The organism is Kribbella sp. NBC_00709 (assembly GCF_036226565.1).
Lineage (GTDB): Bacteria > Actinomycetota > Actinomycetes > Propionibacteriales > Kribbellaceae > Kribbella.
This window is the reverse complement of sequence record NZ_CP108996.1, coordinates 5332010-5347478: the sequence shown is the minus strand read 5'-3', so window position 1 is coordinate 5347478 and position 15469 is coordinate 5332010. Positions and strand designations below refer to the sequence as shown.

General features: G+C 68.3%; 17 protein-coding genes and 1 tRNA gene. 10 read left to right on the top strand and 8 right to left on the bottom strand.

Annotated features, from left to right (window positions below):
• Positions 1-3 precede the first annotated feature (3 nt).
• Positions 4-1767 (top strand): glycoside hydrolase family 35 protein, encoded by a 1764-nt coding sequence (locus OHA18_RS26385; protein WP_328997984.1) that lies wholly within the window; start codon positions 4-6, stop codon positions 1765-1767.
• A gap of 46 nt (positions 1768-1813) precedes the next feature.
• Here the strand turns inward: OHA18_RS26385 and OHA18_RS26380 are convergent, their stop codons facing one another.
• A complete protein-coding gene (locus tag OHA18_RS26380) occupies positions 1814-2785 on the bottom strand; it encodes a 2-dehydropantoate 2-reductase (RefSeq protein WP_328997983.1) in 972 nt (323 codons plus the stop codon).
• A gap of 164 nt (positions 2786-2949) precedes the next feature.
• Here OHA18_RS26380 and OHA18_RS26375 point away from each other — a divergent pair, with 164 nt between their 5' ends.
• The 3 genes from OHA18_RS26375 (at position 2950) to OHA18_RS26365 (ending at position 4643) form a co-directional block, all read left to right on the top strand.
• Positions 2950-3501 carry a dihydrofolate reductase family protein gene (locus OHA18_RS26375; RefSeq protein ID WP_328997982.1) on the top strand — a complete coding sequence of 184 codons (552 nt, stop codon included), beginning with the start codon at positions 2950-2952 and terminating at the stop codon, positions 3499-3501.
• A 63-nt stretch (positions 3502-3564) separates the two neighbouring features.
• Positions 3565-4335 (top strand): hypothetical protein, encoded by a 771-nt coding sequence (locus OHA18_RS26370; protein ID WP_329006163.1) that lies wholly within the window; start codon positions 3565-3567, stop codon positions 4333-4335.
• Between the two features lie 104 nt (positions 4336-4439).
• The gene (locus OHA18_RS26365) at positions 4440-4643 is read left to right on the top strand and encodes a cold-shock protein (RefSeq protein ID WP_134096839.1); all 204 of its coding nucleotides are present in this window, start codon (positions 4440-4442) and stop codon (positions 4641-4643) included.
• Positions 4644-4680: 37 nt separating this feature from the next.
• Here the strand turns inward: OHA18_RS26365 and OHA18_RS26360 are convergent, their stop codons facing one another.
• A complete protein-coding gene (locus tag OHA18_RS26360) occupies positions 4681-5148 on the bottom strand; it encodes a GNAT family N-acetyltransferase (RefSeq protein ID WP_328997981.1) in 468 nt (155 codons plus the stop codon).
• A 76-nt stretch (positions 5149-5224) separates the two neighbouring features.
• Between OHA18_RS26360 and OHA18_RS26355 the strand changes: the two genes are divergently transcribed.
• The 5 genes from OHA18_RS26355 (at position 5225) to OHA18_RS26335 (ending at position 8866) form a co-directional block, all read left to right on the top strand.
• Positions 5225-6115, top strand: coding sequence for a class I SAM-dependent methyltransferase (locus OHA18_RS26355; RefSeq protein ID WP_328997980.1), 891 nt, complete (start codon positions 5225-5227; stop codon positions 6113-6115).
• Between the two features lie 51 nt (positions 6116-6166).
• Entirely contained in the window at positions 6167-6787 is a 621-nt protein-coding gene (gene orn, locus OHA18_RS26350) for an oligoribonuclease (RefSeq protein WP_328997979.1), read from the top strand.
• A 69-nt stretch (positions 6788-6856) separates the two neighbouring features.
• Positions 6857-6929, top strand: a tRNA-His gene (locus OHA18_RS26345).
• 654 nt (positions 6930-7583) lie between these two features.
• Positions 7584-8072: a SigE family RNA polymerase sigma factor gene (locus tag OHA18_RS26340; RefSeq protein ID WP_328997978.1), complete on the top strand. Its 489-nt coding sequence runs from the start codon at positions 7584-7586 to the stop codon at positions 8070-8072.
• A 14-nt stretch (positions 8073-8086) separates the two neighbouring features.
• Complete coding sequence (locus tag OHA18_RS26335; RefSeq protein ID WP_328997977.1) at positions 8087-8866, top strand: hypothetical protein; 780 nt, start codon at positions 8087-8089, stop codon at positions 8864-8866.
• On the opposite strand, the gene OHA18_RS26330 is transcribed toward OHA18_RS26335, so the two are convergent.
• The 3 genes from OHA18_RS26330 to OHA18_RS26320 are packed head-to-tail and all read right to left on the bottom strand — an operon-like array spanning position 8844 to position 12182.
• Entirely contained in the window at positions 8844-9728 is an 885-nt protein-coding gene (locus OHA18_RS26330) for a dihydrodipicolinate synthase family protein (RefSeq protein WP_328997976.1), read from the bottom strand. The genes OHA18_RS26335 and OHA18_RS26330 overlap by 23 nt on opposite strands.
• Positions 9725-11548, bottom strand: coding sequence for an MGH1-like glycoside hydrolase domain-containing protein (locus tag OHA18_RS26325; RefSeq protein WP_328997975.1), 1824 nt, complete (start codon positions 11546-11548; stop codon positions 9725-9727). The genes OHA18_RS26330 and OHA18_RS26325 overlap by 4 nt, the downstream gene beginning before the upstream one ends.
• Positions 11549-11585: 37 nt before the next feature.
• Positions 11586-12182 carry a MarC family protein gene (locus tag OHA18_RS26320; RefSeq protein ID WP_328997974.1) on the bottom strand — a complete coding sequence of 199 codons (597 nt, stop codon included), beginning with the start codon at positions 12180-12182 and terminating at the stop codon, positions 11586-11588.
• A gap of 50 nt (positions 12183-12232) precedes the next feature.
• Between OHA18_RS26320 and OHA18_RS26315 the strand changes: the two genes are divergently transcribed.
• Positions 12233-12583 carry a thioesterase family protein gene (locus tag OHA18_RS26315; protein WP_328997973.1) on the top strand — a complete coding sequence of 117 codons (351 nt, stop codon included), beginning with the start codon at positions 12233-12235 and terminating at the stop codon, positions 12581-12583.
• Here the strand turns inward: OHA18_RS26315 and OHA18_RS26310 are convergent.
• Genes OHA18_RS26310 through OHA18_RS26300 form a run of 3 tightly spaced genes read right to left on the bottom strand, consistent with a single transcriptional unit; the run spans position 12580 to position 15363 of the window.
• Positions 12580-13566: a cation diffusion facilitator family transporter gene (locus tag OHA18_RS26310; protein WP_328997972.1), complete on the bottom strand. Its 987-nt coding sequence runs from the start codon at positions 13564-13566 to the stop codon at positions 12580-12582. The genes OHA18_RS26315 and OHA18_RS26310 overlap by 4 nt on opposite strands.
• A gap of 10 nt (positions 13567-13576) precedes the next feature.
• On the bottom strand, positions 13577-14200 hold the full coding sequence (locus tag OHA18_RS26305) for a response regulator transcription factor (protein WP_328997971.1): 624 nt from the start codon (positions 14198-14200) through the stop codon (positions 13577-13579).
• Positions 14197-15363: a sensor histidine kinase gene (locus OHA18_RS26300; RefSeq protein WP_328997970.1), complete on the bottom strand. Its 1167-nt coding sequence runs from the start codon at positions 15361-15363 to the stop codon at positions 14197-14199. The genes OHA18_RS26305 and OHA18_RS26300 overlap by 4 nt, the downstream gene beginning before the upstream one ends.
• Between the last annotated feature and the right edge of the window lie 106 nt (positions 15364-15469).

Sequence of the window (15469 nt, the reverse complement as noted above, 5' to 3'; positions counted from 1 at the left end):
CCCATGTTCGAGATCGGTGAGTCCGACTTCCTCCTCGACGGCCGGCCCTTCCGGATCCTGTCCGGTGCCCTGCACTACTTCCGGGTGCACCCGGACAGCTGGACCGACCGGATCGAGAAGGCCCGCCTGATGGGGCTCAACACCATCGAGACGTACGTGCCGTGGAACGCGCACAGCCCGCGGCCGGGCACCTTCGACACCTCCGGGATGCTCGACCTCGAGCGCTTCCTGCGGGAGGTGGCCGCCGCCGGGCTCTACGCGATCGTCCGCCCCGGCCCGTACATCTGCGCGGAGTGGGACAACGGCGGACTCCCTGCCTGGCTCTTCCGGGAGCCGGGTCTGGGAGTCCGCCGGTACGAACCGCAGTTCATGGCTGCGGTCGGCCGTTACCTGTCTGACGTCCTGCAGATCGTCGAGCCGCTGCAGATCGACCGGGGCGGGCCTGTACTGCTGGTGCAGGTCGAGAACGAGTACGGCGCGTTCGGCGACGATCCGACGTACCTGAAGGCGGTGGCCGACATCATCCACTCCGCGGGTATCACGGTGCCGCTGGTGACGGTGGACCAGCCGGTCGACGCGATGCTCGCGGCCGGGGGGCTGGACGGCGTACTGCGGACCGGGTCGTTCGGATCGCGGGCGGCAGAACGGCTGGAAACGCTGCGGAGGCACCAGCCGACCGGACCGTTGATGTGCATGGAGTTCTGGGACGGGTGGTTCGATCACTGGGGTGGACCACACCACACCACCAGCGTGGCGGAGGCGGCGGCCGAGCTCGACGCGCTGCTGGCGGCGGGGGCATCGGTCAACATCTACATGCTCCACGGCGGCACGAACTTCGGACTGACCAATGGGGCCAACGACAAGGGCGTCTACCGTCCGACGATCACGTCGTACGACTACGACGCTCCGCTGGACGAGGCCGGGCACCCGACGGCGAAGTACCACGCCTTCCGGGAGGTGCTCTCCCGGTACACGTCCGTTCCCGATGATGTCCCGGCGTCGGGTCCGGCCTCGCCGGAGACCTCTGCTGCGCTGCGGTCGCCGCTGCGGTTGCTGGCTGATCCATGGGGTCCGTGGAGCGAGCACACCGGGATGCCGACGCTGGACGAGCTGGACGCTCGCCTCGCGTTGTTCCGTACGGAAGTGTCGAGCGATGAGCCGGTGCTGTTCAGCGTCGGCGAGGTGCGGGACCGCGCCTACGTGTTCCTGGACGGGGCGCCGGTCGGCGTACTCGATCGGGAGCAGCACGACCGTGCGCTGATGCTGCCACGGGGTGGACGCCTGGAGATCCTGGTCGAGGACCAGGGGCGGGTGAACTACGGTCCGCGGATCGGTGAGCCGAAGGGTCTGATCGGACCGGTCCGGCTGGGTCCGGTGGACCGGCCGGACGCGGATGCGGTCGAGCCGGACAGCTGGTCTGTGTGCGCGATCGATCTGGACGACGTGCCAGGACTGTGGAACCCGGCAGCCGGTGCGCCGGTGTCAACCGCAGCCGGGGTCGGGCCGACGGCCTGGCGCGGATCCTTCGACGTTGCCGAACCCGTCGATCACTTCCTCTCGACCGTTGCTTGGGGCAAAGGGTTCGCCTGGGTGAACGGGTTCAACCTCGGCCGGTACTGGCGCCGCGGACCTCAGCAAACCTTGTACGTCCCGGGTCCACTGCTCCATCCCGGCAGCAACGACCTCGTCGTGCTCGAGCTCGACGTGATGGCCGATCCGGTAGCCCACTTCGTCGCAGGCCCATCGCTCGGACCGCTGGAGCTGTAGCTGGAACAGGTGGGTCCGGCGTCGCTGTCAGCCGGACCCACCCGGCTCAGACGCCGACCTTGCTGGCGAGGAGGTCGGTTACGGCGTGTACGGCGCGGAGGGTCGGCGCCTTGATGCCGGTGAGGTCGGCGAGCTCGACGACCGCTGCGAGGATGACGTCCAGCTCGAGCGGCTTGTCCTTCTCCAGGTCCTGGAGCATCGACGTCTTGTGCTCACCGACACGTTCGGCGCCGTCGAGGCGCTTGTCCACGGAGATGTCCGGGTGACAACCGAGCGCCGCGGCGATCTCCAGCGACTCCTCCATCATCATCCGGACCATCTGCCGGGTGCCCTGGTGCGTGGCGATCTCCACCATCGTCGCCCGGGCCAGCGCACTGATCGGGTTGAACGCCGCGTTGCCGAGCAGCTTGATCCAGATGTCGGTGCGGATGTCCGCCTCGACCGGGCACTTCAGCCCACCCGCGACCATCGCCGTACTGAACTCCGCGCATCGCTGCGACGGGCCGCCCGCCGGTTCACCGATCGAGAACCGGGTGCCTTCCAGATGCTGTACGACGCCTGGACCGGCCAGCTCGGTGGAGCAGTAGACGACGCAGCCGACCGCACGGTCGAGGTCGATCACCTGGGTAACGGAGCCACCTGGGTCGACCGATTCGATCCGGCGGCCTTCGTACGGCCCTTTCAGACCGTGGAAGTACCACCAGGGGATGCCGTTCTGCGCCGCCACAACGACTGTGCGGTCGTGCAGCAGTGGGTGGAGCAGTGGACCGGCGCTCGCGTACGAGTTCGCCTTGAGCCCGAGGAAGACGTAGTCGACCGGACCGATATCGGCGGGGTCGTCGGTGGCCGGCGTCCTGGCCTCGAAGTCACCGCGTGGACTGAGCACCTGCACACCGCGCGAACGGATCGCTTCCAGGTGCGGACCGCGGGCCACCAGGTGGACCTCGGTCCCACCGCGGTGCAGGGCCGCACCGACGTACGCACCGATCGCGCCGGCGCCGAGAACCGCAACTCTCATCAGGGCCCTGCCTTCCGGTCGTTTTGTATACGGCATACAGTAGGCCGGGCCTGGAATGCGGTCAAGATCACACTTCCCCGCAAAAGTTCCGTGCGCAGCGATGAATCGGGGACGGCCCGGCAGTAAGTACGGGCAACAACCACTCGACGCAGGGAGCAGGAACCATGGGCCACGTCATCGTCACCGGATTCGTCAGCCTCGACGGCATCGTCACCGACCCGGACGGATCCGGCGGTACGCCGGCCGGCGGCTGGGCGTTCCGGCACGGACCCGAGACCACCGGCGGCGACAAGTTCCGGCTCGGCGAGCTGATGGACACCGGCGTGCTGCTGCTCGGCCGGACCACCTGGGAGCTGTTCAGCCGGCTCTGGCCGAACCGCACCGACGACTTCTCCACCCGGATGAACAAGATGGCCAAGGTGGTCGCGACGCACACGCTGACCGATCTGTCCGCCTTCCCCAACTCGACGCTGATGGACGGGACGCTGACCGGCTACGTGCGGTCCGAGCCGCGAACGATCGCGGTCACCGGCAGCCTGAGTGTGATCCGGGCCTTGCAGGCCGACGACCTGGTCGACGAGTACCGGCTGATGACGCTGCCGTCGATCGTCGGCACCGGCGAGAAGATGTTCGGCCCATCCGAGAAGCCGGTCCACCTGCGTCTCGAGTCGGTCGCACCGGCCGGCGCCGCCTCGCTGGCGACGTACGTGCGCTGACCCTGCCCTGGACCCTCGGCGTGCCTCCCGGCGTGACCCTCGGCTTGGCAGGATGGGCGGGTGATGGTCTGGATCGGTGGCGCGCCAGGGGCCGGGAAATCGACGATCGCTCGGGGACTTGCGCGGCGGGGCGACCTGCCGCTGCACCCGATCGACCTGTGGACCTACGCACACCTGGACCGGTTGCCGCCGATGCGGCCGCTCGCCGAGGATCTGGCCGAGGGTCCGGAGTACGCCGCGGACGCGTTCGTACGGATCGCGCGGTTGCGGCTGGAGCTGGTGGCCGCGGATGTGCGGGAGCGCTCGCTGGGCGACGTACCGGCGCTGGTCGAGGGGCCACAGCTGTTCCCGTCGATGGCTGACGACGTCACGGCGGCGGTGTGGTTGCTGCCGGACGCCGAGCAGACTCGGCGCGCGCGGGAGGAGCGGCTGGCCCGAGCGGACGATCCGGCCGGTCGAGCCCGGCTGGAGGGTCTCTTGGCGCGGGACGCCGTACTGGCGGATCAGGTACGTCGCGAGGCCGCGGAGCGCGGACGCGCGGTCGTCGAGGTGACTGCCACACCGGACTGGTCAGCTATCTCGGCCGCGGTCGAGGCTGCTCTGGGTCCGCTGCCACGGCTGCCTGCTGGCGAGGAACTGTCGCGCCAGCGGCGGTACGAGAACCTCGCGGCGTGCACGCAGGGGCGGTTGTGGCAGGCGGACATCGGGCTGGCCGAGCTGCCGCCGTACCCCTTCGCGTGCGAGTGCGGGACGTCCGGTTGCGCGGCTGACTGGCCCGCGACGCCGGACGAGTTCGACGCGCGGCAAGATCAGGGATGGCTGAAGACTCACTGAGCGTGCTAGGGTCGTCGAGGTTGATGTTATGCAGTTCCACGTTCGTTGTCGAAGCGCCCGCGGATTGTAATCCGCCGGGCGTTTTGTCGTATCAGGAGAAAATCATGGCTTTGGGAACAGTGAAGTGGTTCAACGGCGAGAAGGGCTTCGGCTTCATCTCCCAGGAGGACGGCGGCGCTGACGTGTTCGTCCACTACTCGGCGATCCAGACGCAGGGCTTCCGCTCGCTGGACGAGAACCAGAAGGTCGAGTTCGAGATCGCCCAGGGCCCGAAGGGCCTGCAGGCGGAGAACGTTCGCCCGATCTGAATTGCTTGACGGCAGGCCCGGGTCACCGGGCCTGCCGTTAGGTGCTCCACAGATACTCGCCGTCTTCCAGAACGTCGGTGCGCGCGAGTCCCACTGCCGCTGCAACTGCGGCAGACGCAGTGTGGTCCGGATGCACGTGTGCGATGATCCGGTCGACGTTCTGCGCCCGTAGCCAGGTGACGAGTCCCTGTGCTGCCTCTTTCGCAAAGCCCCGGCCCTGCCACGCAGTGCCGATGACCCAGGCGATCTCCGCCGTACCTTTGGTGATGGTTGCCTGCACGTAGCCGATCAGCTCGTCGTCGTGCTGGATCACCCAGTTGAGCCATTGCTCGTCCGCACGTCCTGGACCTTCGAGCTGGCGGGCGTACCGGGCCTCGAGAGCCTCGACGGTGGGTGGCTCACCACCGGTGAACGTGTAGAGGCCGGGGTCGGCAAGGACCTCCGCCAGAGCCCCGGCGTACTCGACCTTCAGCGGCAGCATCGTCAGGCGGTCGGTCGCGATCATCGCGCCACCGTAGCGCCCTTTGCCGGTCCGGCAACATGAGGCGGGATGCGCCCCGTCGTGAGACCAGACTGTCGGCATGATCGAGATCGATTGGGCTGAAGAGGCCGGGCGGCTGCGCGCGTCGGCCGAGGGCGAGGGCGACTGGAACGCGGCGGTGGCCCGCAGTCTGGTGCGGGACGGCGACAAGGTCCTGGCCGACATCGGCTGCGGTGGCGGCGGGATGGCCAAGGCGCTGGCCGAGGCTCTTCCTACGGCGACGGTGGTGGCTGTCGACGCGGATCCCGACGTACTGGAGCAGGCGAGGCAGCACACCGCCGGGCTAGTGCGCTGTGAGCTGGCATCGATGGACGAAGGGGCAGAGCCGTTGCGTCGGGCAATCGACGCGCCGGCCGATCTGATCTGGGCGTCGGCTTCGGTGCACCACGCCGCCGATCAGCAGGCCGCTGTGGATGCGCTGGCCTCGCTGCTTGCGCCGGGCGGGCGGCTGGCGCTCGCAGAGGGCGGACTGCCGGCGCGGCACCTGCCGTGGGACCTCGGGGTCGGTGAGCCCGGGCTGGAACTGCGGCTGGACCTGGCTCAGGACAGGTGGTTCAAGGTGATGCGGGACTCGCTGCCGGGGTCGGTGCCGATGCCGTACGGGTGGACCGAGGCGCTGACGCGGGCCGGACTGACCGGCGCGACCACGCGGAGCGTGCTGACCGAGACACCGGCGCCGCTGTCGCCGGAGCGGCTGGAGCAGCTCGTCCAGCAGTTCCGGACGCGGATCTCGCGGATGACCGGTGAGGAACATGGTCATGGTCACGGTCACGGGCATGCTGACGCTGGGGACCAGGAGTGGCTCGAGCCGGAGGATCTGGTCGTCTGGAAGCAACTGCTGGACCCGGACGGACCGCACTACCTCGGCGGCCGCCGCGACCTCGCCGTACTGTCCGTCCGCAGCGTCCACCTGGGCCACGCGCCGCGCTGACAGGGCACGCCGCCGCAGGAGTGTCGGCGGCTCGCCGTAAGGTGGGTGCCCATGAACGACCGGCTGGTGTGGATCGACTGCGAGATGACCGGCCTCGACCTGGCGAACGACGCCCTGATCGAGGTCGCAGTGCTCGTCACCGATTACGAACTCAACGTGCTCGGCGACGGCATCGACCTGGTGATCGCTCCACCACCGGCCGCGCTCGAACAGATGGGCGACTTCGTCCGCGACATGCACACCGCCTCCGGGCTGCTCGACGAGCTCTCCGGCGGCATCCCGCTCGCCGACGCCGAACAACAGGTCCTCGACTTCATCACGTCGTACGTGAAAGAACCCCGCAAAGCCGCCCTCGCCGGGAACTCCGTCGGCACCGACCGGACCTTCCTCGTCCGCGACATGCCCCGCGTCGAATCGCACCTGCACTACCGCAACGTCGACGTCAGCTCCATCAAAGAACTGGTCCGCCGGTGGTACCCGCGGGTGTACTACGCGACACCCGCCAAGACCGGCAACCACCGTGCCCTCGCCGACATCAGCGAAAGCATCGACGAACTGCGGTACTACCGGCAGACCGTGTTCGTGCCGCAGCCCGGACCCGACTCCAATACCGCCCGAGCCGCCGCAAGCCTCATCGCCGCACCCGTCCCGGACAGCCCGACCGGGTCCTGACAGGCTCGATTTCTGGTCCTGACAGTTCGTCGCTATGATTGCTCAGCCGTCGCGGTTCAGACGGCAATGGTGGGTGTAGCTCAGCTGGTAGAGCACCTGGTTGTGGTCCAGGTGGTCGCGGGTTCGAGTCCCGTCACTCACCCGATGGCCGGCCATGCCTGCGGAGAGCGCAGGCTTGGTCGGCTTCGTCATTTGTGCGGCTGCGCTTCGCTTGCCGCGAGCGGGGGCTTCGCCACCCGCACCCCCTTGCGCCTTCGCTGCGCTCGGCTGTTGGGGCTGGGTTGGGCGGGTTGGCTTTCGCTGCGGTGGCTGGGTTGGGCGGGTTGGCTTTCGCTGCGGTGGCTGGGTTGGGCGGGTTGGCTTTCGCTGCGGTGGCTGGGTTGGGCGGGTTGGCTTTCGCTGCGGTGGCTGGGTTGGGCGGGTTGGCTTTCGCTGCGGTGGCTGGGTTGGGCGGGTTGGCTTTCGCTGCGGTGGCTGGGTTGGGCGGGTTGGCTTTCGCTGCGGTGGCTGGGTTGGGCGGGTTGGCTTTCGCTGCGGTGGCTGGGTTGGGCGGGTTGGCTTTCGCTGCGGTGGCTGGGTTGGGCGGGTGGCTTGGGAATCGGGCTTCTGTGATTATTCGGGAGTGAAGGTTTCTGGGAGTACTTGGTTTGGGTATGGCGTCGTGGTTGTGGTGACGTTTGGGGTGGGGTTCTTGGCGTTCGCCGTGTGGGTCTTGGCGAAGGTGTTCTGAAGAGGGTGTGATCTCTGGGGCCCGTCGGTGCGTCTTTTGGGGTAGGGCATCGACGAGAGGGTGTGGATGAGGTCGACTGAGGAGTTTGAGGAGTTCGCGCGGGCCCGGATACCGCAGTTGTATCGGACGGCCTGGCTGCTGACCGGGGATCGGCATCATGCTGAGGATCTGGTGCAGGACACGCTCGCGAACCTGTTGAAGGCTTGGCATCGGATCGATAGTCCGGTGGCTTATGCGCGGACTGCGCTGGTTCGTACTTATATCTCTCAGCGGCGGCGACGGAGCTGGTCTGAGCGGCCTACTGGGGAAGTGCCCGAGGTTGCTGAGCGGGTTGGGGATGTGGAGTTGCGGGTGGCTTTGCAGGGGGCCTTGGGGGAGCTGGCTCCTTTGGATCGCGCTGTGCTGGTGCTGCGGTTCTTCGAAGATCGCAGCGTCGAGCAGGTGGCGCTCGATCTCGGCAAGAACACCAGTGCGATCACCACCCGCACCGCCCGCGCCCTGGACCGCCTCCGTGCGGTGCTTGGCGACGGCGCCGCCCAGTTGATCGCGCTCTGAACCCGAGGAGAACCATGAACACACAGTTGACTGACCTGATGCAGCGCGCCACCGAGAACCTCGAACCGGTCAGCCCCGACCTGCTGGAGCGCACAGTCGCGAAGGGCCTCCGGCAGCGGCGACGTCGTACCGCACTGCTTACCGTGAGTGGGGCTGCTGCTGTCTTAGCCACCGCTGGGGTGGTTGGTGGCGGCATCCAGCTGCTGAGCTCACCCGCCGACGCTGGAGTCGCCGGCACCGCGGCACCGCTCACCAAGCCGTCCGTGAAGACGTCCAGTGGGGTGACCAAGGCTCCGCCGGCGAAGGGCGTTACGCCGAAGGAGACGCTGGCTACGCTCCGCACGCTGCTCACGGCGCCGGGGCGGCAGCTCACCAAGCCGGAGACATGGGGCGGTGGCGACTACGCCGGTGCCGCGTACGTGGTCGACGACGGCAAGGGCGCCGCCCGGGTCGACGTGATGGTGTCCGGTGGCGGTGAGGGCAACCCGTGCGCAACTGCGCGTTCAGGCTGCACCACACTGGCCGACGGCTCGGTGCTCTACGTCTCACCGGTGTCCCCCGAGTACAGCGACGGTCGCCAGGCGCAGTACAGCGTCGTCAGCCGCTTCGTCACCCTGTACCGCCCGGACGGCCGCAACATCAACGTGACGAGCTACAACGGCCCGGCAGAGAAGGGCCAACAGCACACCCGCAAGCAGCCGATCCTGTCCGCGGCCGAGCTGTCCACCCTGGCCAAGAGCAAGTCCTGGAAGCTGCCCCCGGTCAACGCGATCAAGCCGACCAAGCAGAAGTAGACCGCGGGATCAGGTGCTCTTCCAGCGCAGCGACGAGGTCCGTCAGGTGGCGGACCTCGTCCGCTGTGCAGGGGGCGAGCGGCGGAGCGCAGTGGGGGGAGCACAGGCCGCGGGTGTTCAGCAGCGCCTTCACCGTCGGTACGCCGGGACGCACCGTGTGGATCTTGGTCAAAGCAGTGGACAGCTGCTGCAGGTGATCGAGATCGGCGCCAGGGGCAACCATCTGCAGTGCGAGACCCGGTGCCAGGTTGGCGATGCCAGGCGTGATGCCGTGCGCACCTGCGCGTACAGCGTCGGCCAGACCCTGCTCATCGCCTTGACTGACCTCGATCCCGAGCGACAGCAGGTAGCGCAGCATCTCCGGGTCGCCGGAGGAATCCTTGACACCGACCAGGTACGGCTGCAGGGCTCTTGCGGTCTCCTGGGTGAGTAGCGTGGAGCGGGGCGTGTTGTAGAGAACGACCGGCAGTCCGCGTCGGCCCAGCGCCTCGAAGTGGGCGACCACCTCGTCGGCACGGTGCTTGAAGAAGGTCGGCGGGCTCGAGACGACCGCATCCGCCCCCGCAGCGGCGGCGTCATCAGTACGCCGCTCCGCTTCCGCCGTACCAGGGGCTGTGACGTTGACCAGGATCGTCCCCTCGGGCACGAGGTCCCGCCACTGCTTCACCACGCCGGCCGTGAACTCACCGGAGATCTCGGCCGGGATCAGTGGACCTTCCCCGTTGCTCCCGAGCAGCATCAACCGGCGGACGCCGACGGATGCCATTGCCGTCAGCAACTTCTCCGCCGCTGCTGCGGACGGCACGCCGGGCGCGGACATCGGCGTCACCAACGGCACGACCACGCCACTCAGCAGGCTCATCCACGCCACCTCTCGTCGTTGAACAGCGTGATCTCGCCCCGCTCCATCAGCACGATCAGGCTGAGTAGCGCGCCCCAGGTCTGGAACGGTTCGCTGTTCGGCTTGTCGCAGGCCGCGCCGTGCACGCTCGAGTAGTTCTCGTGGATGTGCCGGTGCTCCCTCCACTCCTTCAGCACCAGCCGCTCGCTGCCCTCGGCCAGCCAGGCTGCCGCGTCCTTCTCCCCCGCCCGCCGCAACCCCAGGTAGACAAGGAAGTTCACCGGCGGCCAGGCGCGCAGCTCCCAGTACGACGTGTCCTTGAGCTCGATCTTCTCGTTCCGCGGCGAGGTCGGCAGGATCCACTCGCCGCCGAACCCGTCGTCGGCAAGCAGGTGCTCCGCCAGCATCCGATTGGTCCGCTCACCGCTCCCGACACCGGCCAGCAGTGGGTAGAAGCTCATCGTCGACAGTCGCTTCGTCAGTTGTCCGGTGTCGGTACGCCGACTCCGATAGATGCCGGCGTCCTCGTCCCAGAACGTCTCCATCGCATCGACGACCGCATCGTGCCGCGCACGCAGCTCCCCCGCGGCGTCCGATTCGCCGAGGATATCGGCGATCTCCGCGAGCGCCTCGCAATCGACGGCGTACAGGCTGTTCAGGCCGACGTCGTGCGCGGCGAGCAGGCTCTTGTTCTGGTCGAACGGGACATCATCGAAAACCGGATGCCCGTCCCATCCGCTCTCGCAGGTCGCGCCGAAGTGCTGGTGGATGCGCGGGATGTCCTGCGGCGACGGGAACTCCGGGTCGAAGTATGTCGACCCCGCGCAGAGCAGCTCACCGTCGCGGCGGACGCGCCACCACCAGCGGTTCCAGGACAGCAGCGTCCCGAAGCACTCCTCCAGGAACCAGCGTTCGCCGAAGCGCCGGTACAGCTCGAGGACGGTCATCGATCCGACCGGCGGCTGCGAACCGTCGTACGTCTTCCGGCCGGTGCCTTGCTCGACGTTCGGGACGAAACCTTCGGGGGTACGGGCGCGGAGCATCTCGACGACGTTCAGGTACGCAACCGCCTTGCTGTTCGGCGCGGCGAGCAGGGCGTTGAAGAACGCGTCCCAACAGAACAGTGCGTAGCCGCCGCGCTTGCCGACGTTCCACAACCGACTGACTCCTGTGATCACGCGCGACTTCGACGGTTCGTAGATGGTGTTCCAGGAGATCGCGTCGCGGACGATCTCTTGATGGTCAGTGCTTGATGTGCCCAGGGCTGCGCTTGCGATCAGTTCGGCGATCTCGGGCAGAGTCCGGGGCTGACCAGTGCTGACACCGACCGCCTGTCCGAGATCCAGGGCGAGGTACGGCCCGTCGATGTCGCAATACGGATCGTCGACGTGCGGCGTGGTCGCGAAGACCTCCACGACGCGGTCACCGGTTGCCCGGATGCGGTCCGCCTCGCGGACGACCGTGCCGGGGCAATTCCACAGGTAGCCGACCCCGACCGTCAGCAGCGCGCTCTTCGGCTGATTCGCGGTCGGCGTCACGAGCACCACCAGATCCGCGCCGGCATGCGCCGTCTGGACGCGGATCGTGACGCCGGCCCAGGTGAGCGTGGTTTCGGTGTAGCTGCCGTCGTACGCGTGCGGGCCGAGCGTCACGGTCTCCGCGCCCTCGGTCCGCCGGCCGATCTGCGCCGTTCGCAGCGACGTACCGCGGTAATACTCCTTCAGCCCGAAGGAGAGACCGAGCGCGTCCGGGAGCAGGACCTGGGTGAGCACACTGCGGGTGTCCCAGGTGTTCCAGCCACGCGCCACATCGTCCTGGAGCCGGTCGTACTCGATCGTCATATCCCCAGCTTGGCATCGAAATCGATGCTAATGCGAATTACTTCACGGCGAGTACGCCGTGCGTGACCAGCTCGACGCCGATCGCGAGGGTGAGGAAGCCAATGATCCGGCTGAGTGCACCCAGCCCGGTCGGACCGAGCTTGTCGACGAGCGGCGTACCGAACCGCAGCAGGACCGCCACGAGACCGGCGACGACGACGCCCGCGATGATCACGCTGACCCGGTTGGCGATCCCGGGATGGCGCGCGGTCAGCGCGATCACCACGCCGATCGCGCCCGGCCCGGCGATCAACGGCAGCGCCATCGGCGAGAACGAGACGTCCGGTTTCGCCACCCCGTGCGTCTTCTCGTCGTCGGTCAGCGTCGCGCGGGAGACGATCATCCCGAAGCCGGAGTGCCCGACCACCAGGCCGCCGGCGATCTGGAGCGCGGGCAGGCCGATGCCGAGCCCCTCCAGCACGAGCGTGCCGAGCAGTGCGAACACGGCCAGGATCGCGAGCACGTAGACGCCGGTCATGATCGCCTGGCGTTTCACCGCGGCGCGGTCGACGCCCTCCGTCAGGCCTGCGAAGGTGGCCAGCGCACCGATCGGATTCGTGATCGGCAACAATGCAGCCAACGCTGAAACTGCCACGTGTACGGGCTCCACGGGCGGGAGCGTACACCTCAAGGGGGTAGCTAGCTGTGCGCCACGAAGTGACACCCGCGGACACCGCGCTGGCCGTCGGCAGCGGGGACGTCGAGGTCCTCGCCACGCCGCGTCTGCTCACCTGGCTGGAGTACGCAACGGCCCAACTGGCCCTCCGCGCGCTCGGCCCCGGTCAGACCTCGGTCGGTACGGCGGTCCGCATCCGCCACCGGCTCCCGACCCGGGTCGGCGACACCGTGGACATCGTCGCGGACGCCCCTGTTGTCGACGGTCGCCAACTGCTGTTCCGGGTCCGCGCCACCAACTCCGCCGGGCAGCTGATTGCGGACGGTGAACTGGAACGCGTCGTCGTGGACCGCTCACGCTTCCTGGCCAACGTGCCCTAGGAGGGCTCGACGTACCAGGCTGGTAGCTCCCCGGGCTGGAGGCTGGTGGTATCGCCGGGGCGGGAGAGCGTGAGGATCGCCTGCTGGATCTCCTTGCGGGCGTTGAGCGCGTCCTCGATCGCGTACAGCCGGGCCGCGACCTCGGACTCGACGTCGTTGCCGGTGACGTCGACCGCCGCGACCAGGAAGATCCGGTCGGCGCCGACCCACTCCATGTGCAGGAACGTGACCCGCTCGATGTCCTGGTGCTCGAGCAGCGCGCGCAGGACCCGGTTCCGGGCCAGCGGCGTGACCGCCTCACCGGTCAGGAAGTCCATGTTCCGGCTGATCAGGAACAGCGCGACCACGCCCAGCAGGATGCCGACCACGATCGACCCGACCGCATCCCAGGCCGCGTTGCCGGTCAACTGGTGCATGAGGATCGCGAGGGCGGCGATCAGGATGCCGATCAGCGCGGACAGGTCCTCGACGAACACCGCGCGCAGCACCGGGTTCGACGTGATCCGCACGTACCGCCACGGTCGCAGCATCCGCTCGATCGCACCGGCCTTGGTCTGCCGCATCGCCTGGGTGAACGAGATCCCCTCGAGCACGAACGAGACACCGAGGACGGCGTACGCCCAACCGTACGACGTACCGTCCGCCTCGCCGTGCTGCAGCGACTGGATGCCGTGCCAGACCGACACCGCTGCGCCGACGGTGAACAGGCCGAACGCGGCGAACATCGACCAGATGTAGCCGACCCGCCCGTACCCGAGCGGGTGCGTCTGGTCGGCCGGCTTCTGCGCCCGCCGCTCGCCGACCAGCAGGAAGATCTCGTTGCCCGTGTCGGCCCAGGAGTGCGCCGACTCGGCCGCCATCGAGGCGGACCCGGTGATCACGGCGACCACCGTCTTCGCGACCGCGATCAACAGGTTCGCTGTCAGCGCGACCAGCACTGTCAGGAGGCTCTCGCTCTCGCCCGCCTCATCCTCGCCGCTCACAAGTCAGACCCTAGGACATGTCCGGCCGGATGATGCGCTGCTCGATCGCGCGCCCCACGGCGGCGGCACGCGTGTCGACCTCGAGCTTGGTGTAGATGTGCGCGAGGTGGGACTTGATCGTCGCCTCGCTGACATACAGCTTGCGGGACAGCTCCCGGTTCGACATACCGGTGGCGAGCAGCCCGAGGATCTCCACTTCGCGCTCGGTCAGCATCGGGCCGGAGCGCCGCACCAGCCGGGCGGCGACCGCGGGCGCGAGCACGGTCTCGCCGCGAGCTGTGCCGCGAATCGCCCGGAACAGGTCGTCGGGCGGCGCATCCTTCAGCAGGTACCCGGAGGCGCCGGCGTCGATCGCGCTGATGATGTCCGCCTCGGTGTCGTACGTCGTCAGCACCAGCACGTACGGCGGTTCGGGCAGGGCTCGCAGCCGAGCGGTCACCTCGGCGCCGCCTGGCCCCGCGCCGAGATTGAGATCCATCAGCACGATGTCCGGGTGGAGGGCCGCGACGAGTTGCTCGGCGCTGCGCGCGTCCGACGCCTCGCCGACCACGGTCAGGTCGTCCTGGCCCTCGAGAATCGCTCGCACCCCGGCGCGCACGACGGGGTGATCGTCGACCAGCGCCACCCGGATCATGGCTGCCCCGGCTGTGGAATCTTCAGGGGGATCGAGGCGGCCAGAGCCGTGCCTTCCCCCGGTTCGCTCTCCAGCACCAGCGTTCCTCCCAGTTGTCTCAGCCGTTCCCGGATCCCAGCCAGGCCGTGGCCGCGATCGGAGTCCATCTTGGCTGAAATTCGCGGAAGGCCTCGTCCGTTATCCACAACGTCGAGAACGACGGCATCTGGCTGATACGTCAACGTCACAACGGCTTCGGGCGCTTCCGCGTGCTCGAGCACGTTGGCCAACGCACCGCGGGCCGTGCGCAACAGCGCGGTCTCCGCCTCTGATCCGAGGGGGACCGGGTCGCCGTGCACCACGACGCGGACCGTGGTCTCGCTGTGGGCGGACAAGCGCTGGCAGCTCTTCCGGAGCGCGTCCGGAAGCCCGGCTGCCAACTCGGCCGGGGCGAGGTCGCGGACGACTCGCCGCACCTCGTCCAAGCTGTCTCGTGCGGTGGCTGCGGCCTGGGCCGCGTGCCCGCGTGCTGACTCCGGTCGGTCGTCCCACTCGCGCTCTGCCGCCTGCAGCAGCAGATTGATGCTCGACAGGCCCTGCGCGACGCTGTCGTGGATCTCGCGCGACAACCGAGCCCGCTCCGCCAGTGCGCCGGCCTGGTGCTGGGCGTCGGCCAGATCGCCCTCTGCTGCATGCAGCTCGTCCAGCAGCGCCTGCCTGGCCAGTGCGTCCCGCTCCAACGCCCGGTAGGCGCCGACGGCAAGCACGGCGATGCAGACAGGTCCCAGCACGATCGTCGGGTCCAGCCGGTCGGCCATCCGGCTCCACTGCACCACGGTGACGATCACCATGCCCGCAACGACCAGACAGGCCGGGCGGAACGGCAGAACCCGTAGAGCAACGAACGAGAGCGGCACTGCGCACCACGCGAACGACGGCGCCAACAGGACCAGTACGCACCACTCCAGGACCAGTAACGCCAGCCACAACCGGCTCGGCAGCACCCGGTAGGCGGCGTACGTCGCCAGTAGCACCGCTGCGCCTGCGAGCACCCACGGCGCGCGGTCGCCGAAGCCGTGACCGGTCAGGTACCGGATCGCGGACGCCAGCACCAGGACGACCAGCGCCGCGTGCAGTGCGGTCGCCAGTCGATTCACCTGGCTGAGGATCGCCCTAGTAGTCATGGTTCAGCTGATGTTAGGCCCGGCAGACCACGATCCGAATCATCCGTTCGGCTATCTGATGGTGGCCAAACACCCGTCGTACCGACCTCCCCCGCCGGCGCAGGCT

Coding starts and splice junctions, on each gene's coding strand:
- OHA18_RS26385 (WP_328997984.1), top strand. CDS start 4: ATGTTCGAGATCGGTGAGTCCGACTTCCTCCTCGACGGCCGGCCCTTC.
- OHA18_RS26380 (WP_328997983.1), bottom strand. CDS start 2,785: ATGAGAGTTGCGGTTCTCGGCGCCGGCGCGATCGGTGCGTACGTCGGT.
- OHA18_RS26375 (WP_328997982.1), top strand. CDS start 2,950: ATGGGCCACGTCATCGTCACCGGATTCGTCAGCCTCGACGGCATCGTC.
- OHA18_RS26370 (WP_329006163.1), top strand. CDS start 3,565: ATGGTCTGGATCGGTGGCGCGCCAGGGGCCGGGAAATCGACGATCGCT.
- OHA18_RS26365 (WP_134096839.1), top strand. CDS start 4,440: ATGGCTTTGGGAACAGTGAAGTGGTTCAACGGCGAGAAGGGCTTCGGC.
- OHA18_RS26360 (WP_328997981.1), bottom strand. CDS start 5,148: ATGATCGCGACCGACCGCCTGACGATGCTGCCGCTGAAGGTCGAGTAC.
- OHA18_RS26355 (WP_328997980.1), top strand. CDS start 5,225: ATGATCGAGATCGATTGGGCTGAAGAGGCCGGGCGGCTGCGCGCGTCG.
- orn (WP_328997979.1), top strand. CDS start 6,167: ATGAACGACCGGCTGGTGTGGATCGACTGCGAGATGACCGGCCTCGAC.
- OHA18_RS26340 (WP_328997978.1), top strand. CDS start 7,584: ATGAGGTCGACTGAGGAGTTTGAGGAGTTCGCGCGGGCCCGGATACCG.
- OHA18_RS26335 (WP_328997977.1), top strand. CDS start 8,087: ATGAACACACAGTTGACTGACCTGATGCAGCGCGCCACCGAGAACCTC.
- OHA18_RS26330 (WP_328997976.1), bottom strand. CDS start 9,728: ATGAGCCTGCTGAGTGGCGTGGTCGTGCCGTTGGTGACGCCGATGTCC.
- OHA18_RS26325 (WP_328997975.1), bottom strand. CDS start 11,548: ATGACGATCGAGTACGACCGGCTCCAGGACGATGTGGCGCGTGGCTGG.
- OHA18_RS26305 (WP_328997971.1), bottom strand. CDS start 14,200: ATGATCCGGGTGGCGCTGGTCGACGATCACCCCGTCGTGCGCGCCGGG.
- OHA18_RS26300 (WP_328997970.1), bottom strand. CDS start 15,363: ATGACTACTAGGGCGATCCTCAGCCAGGTGAATCGACTGGCGACCGCA.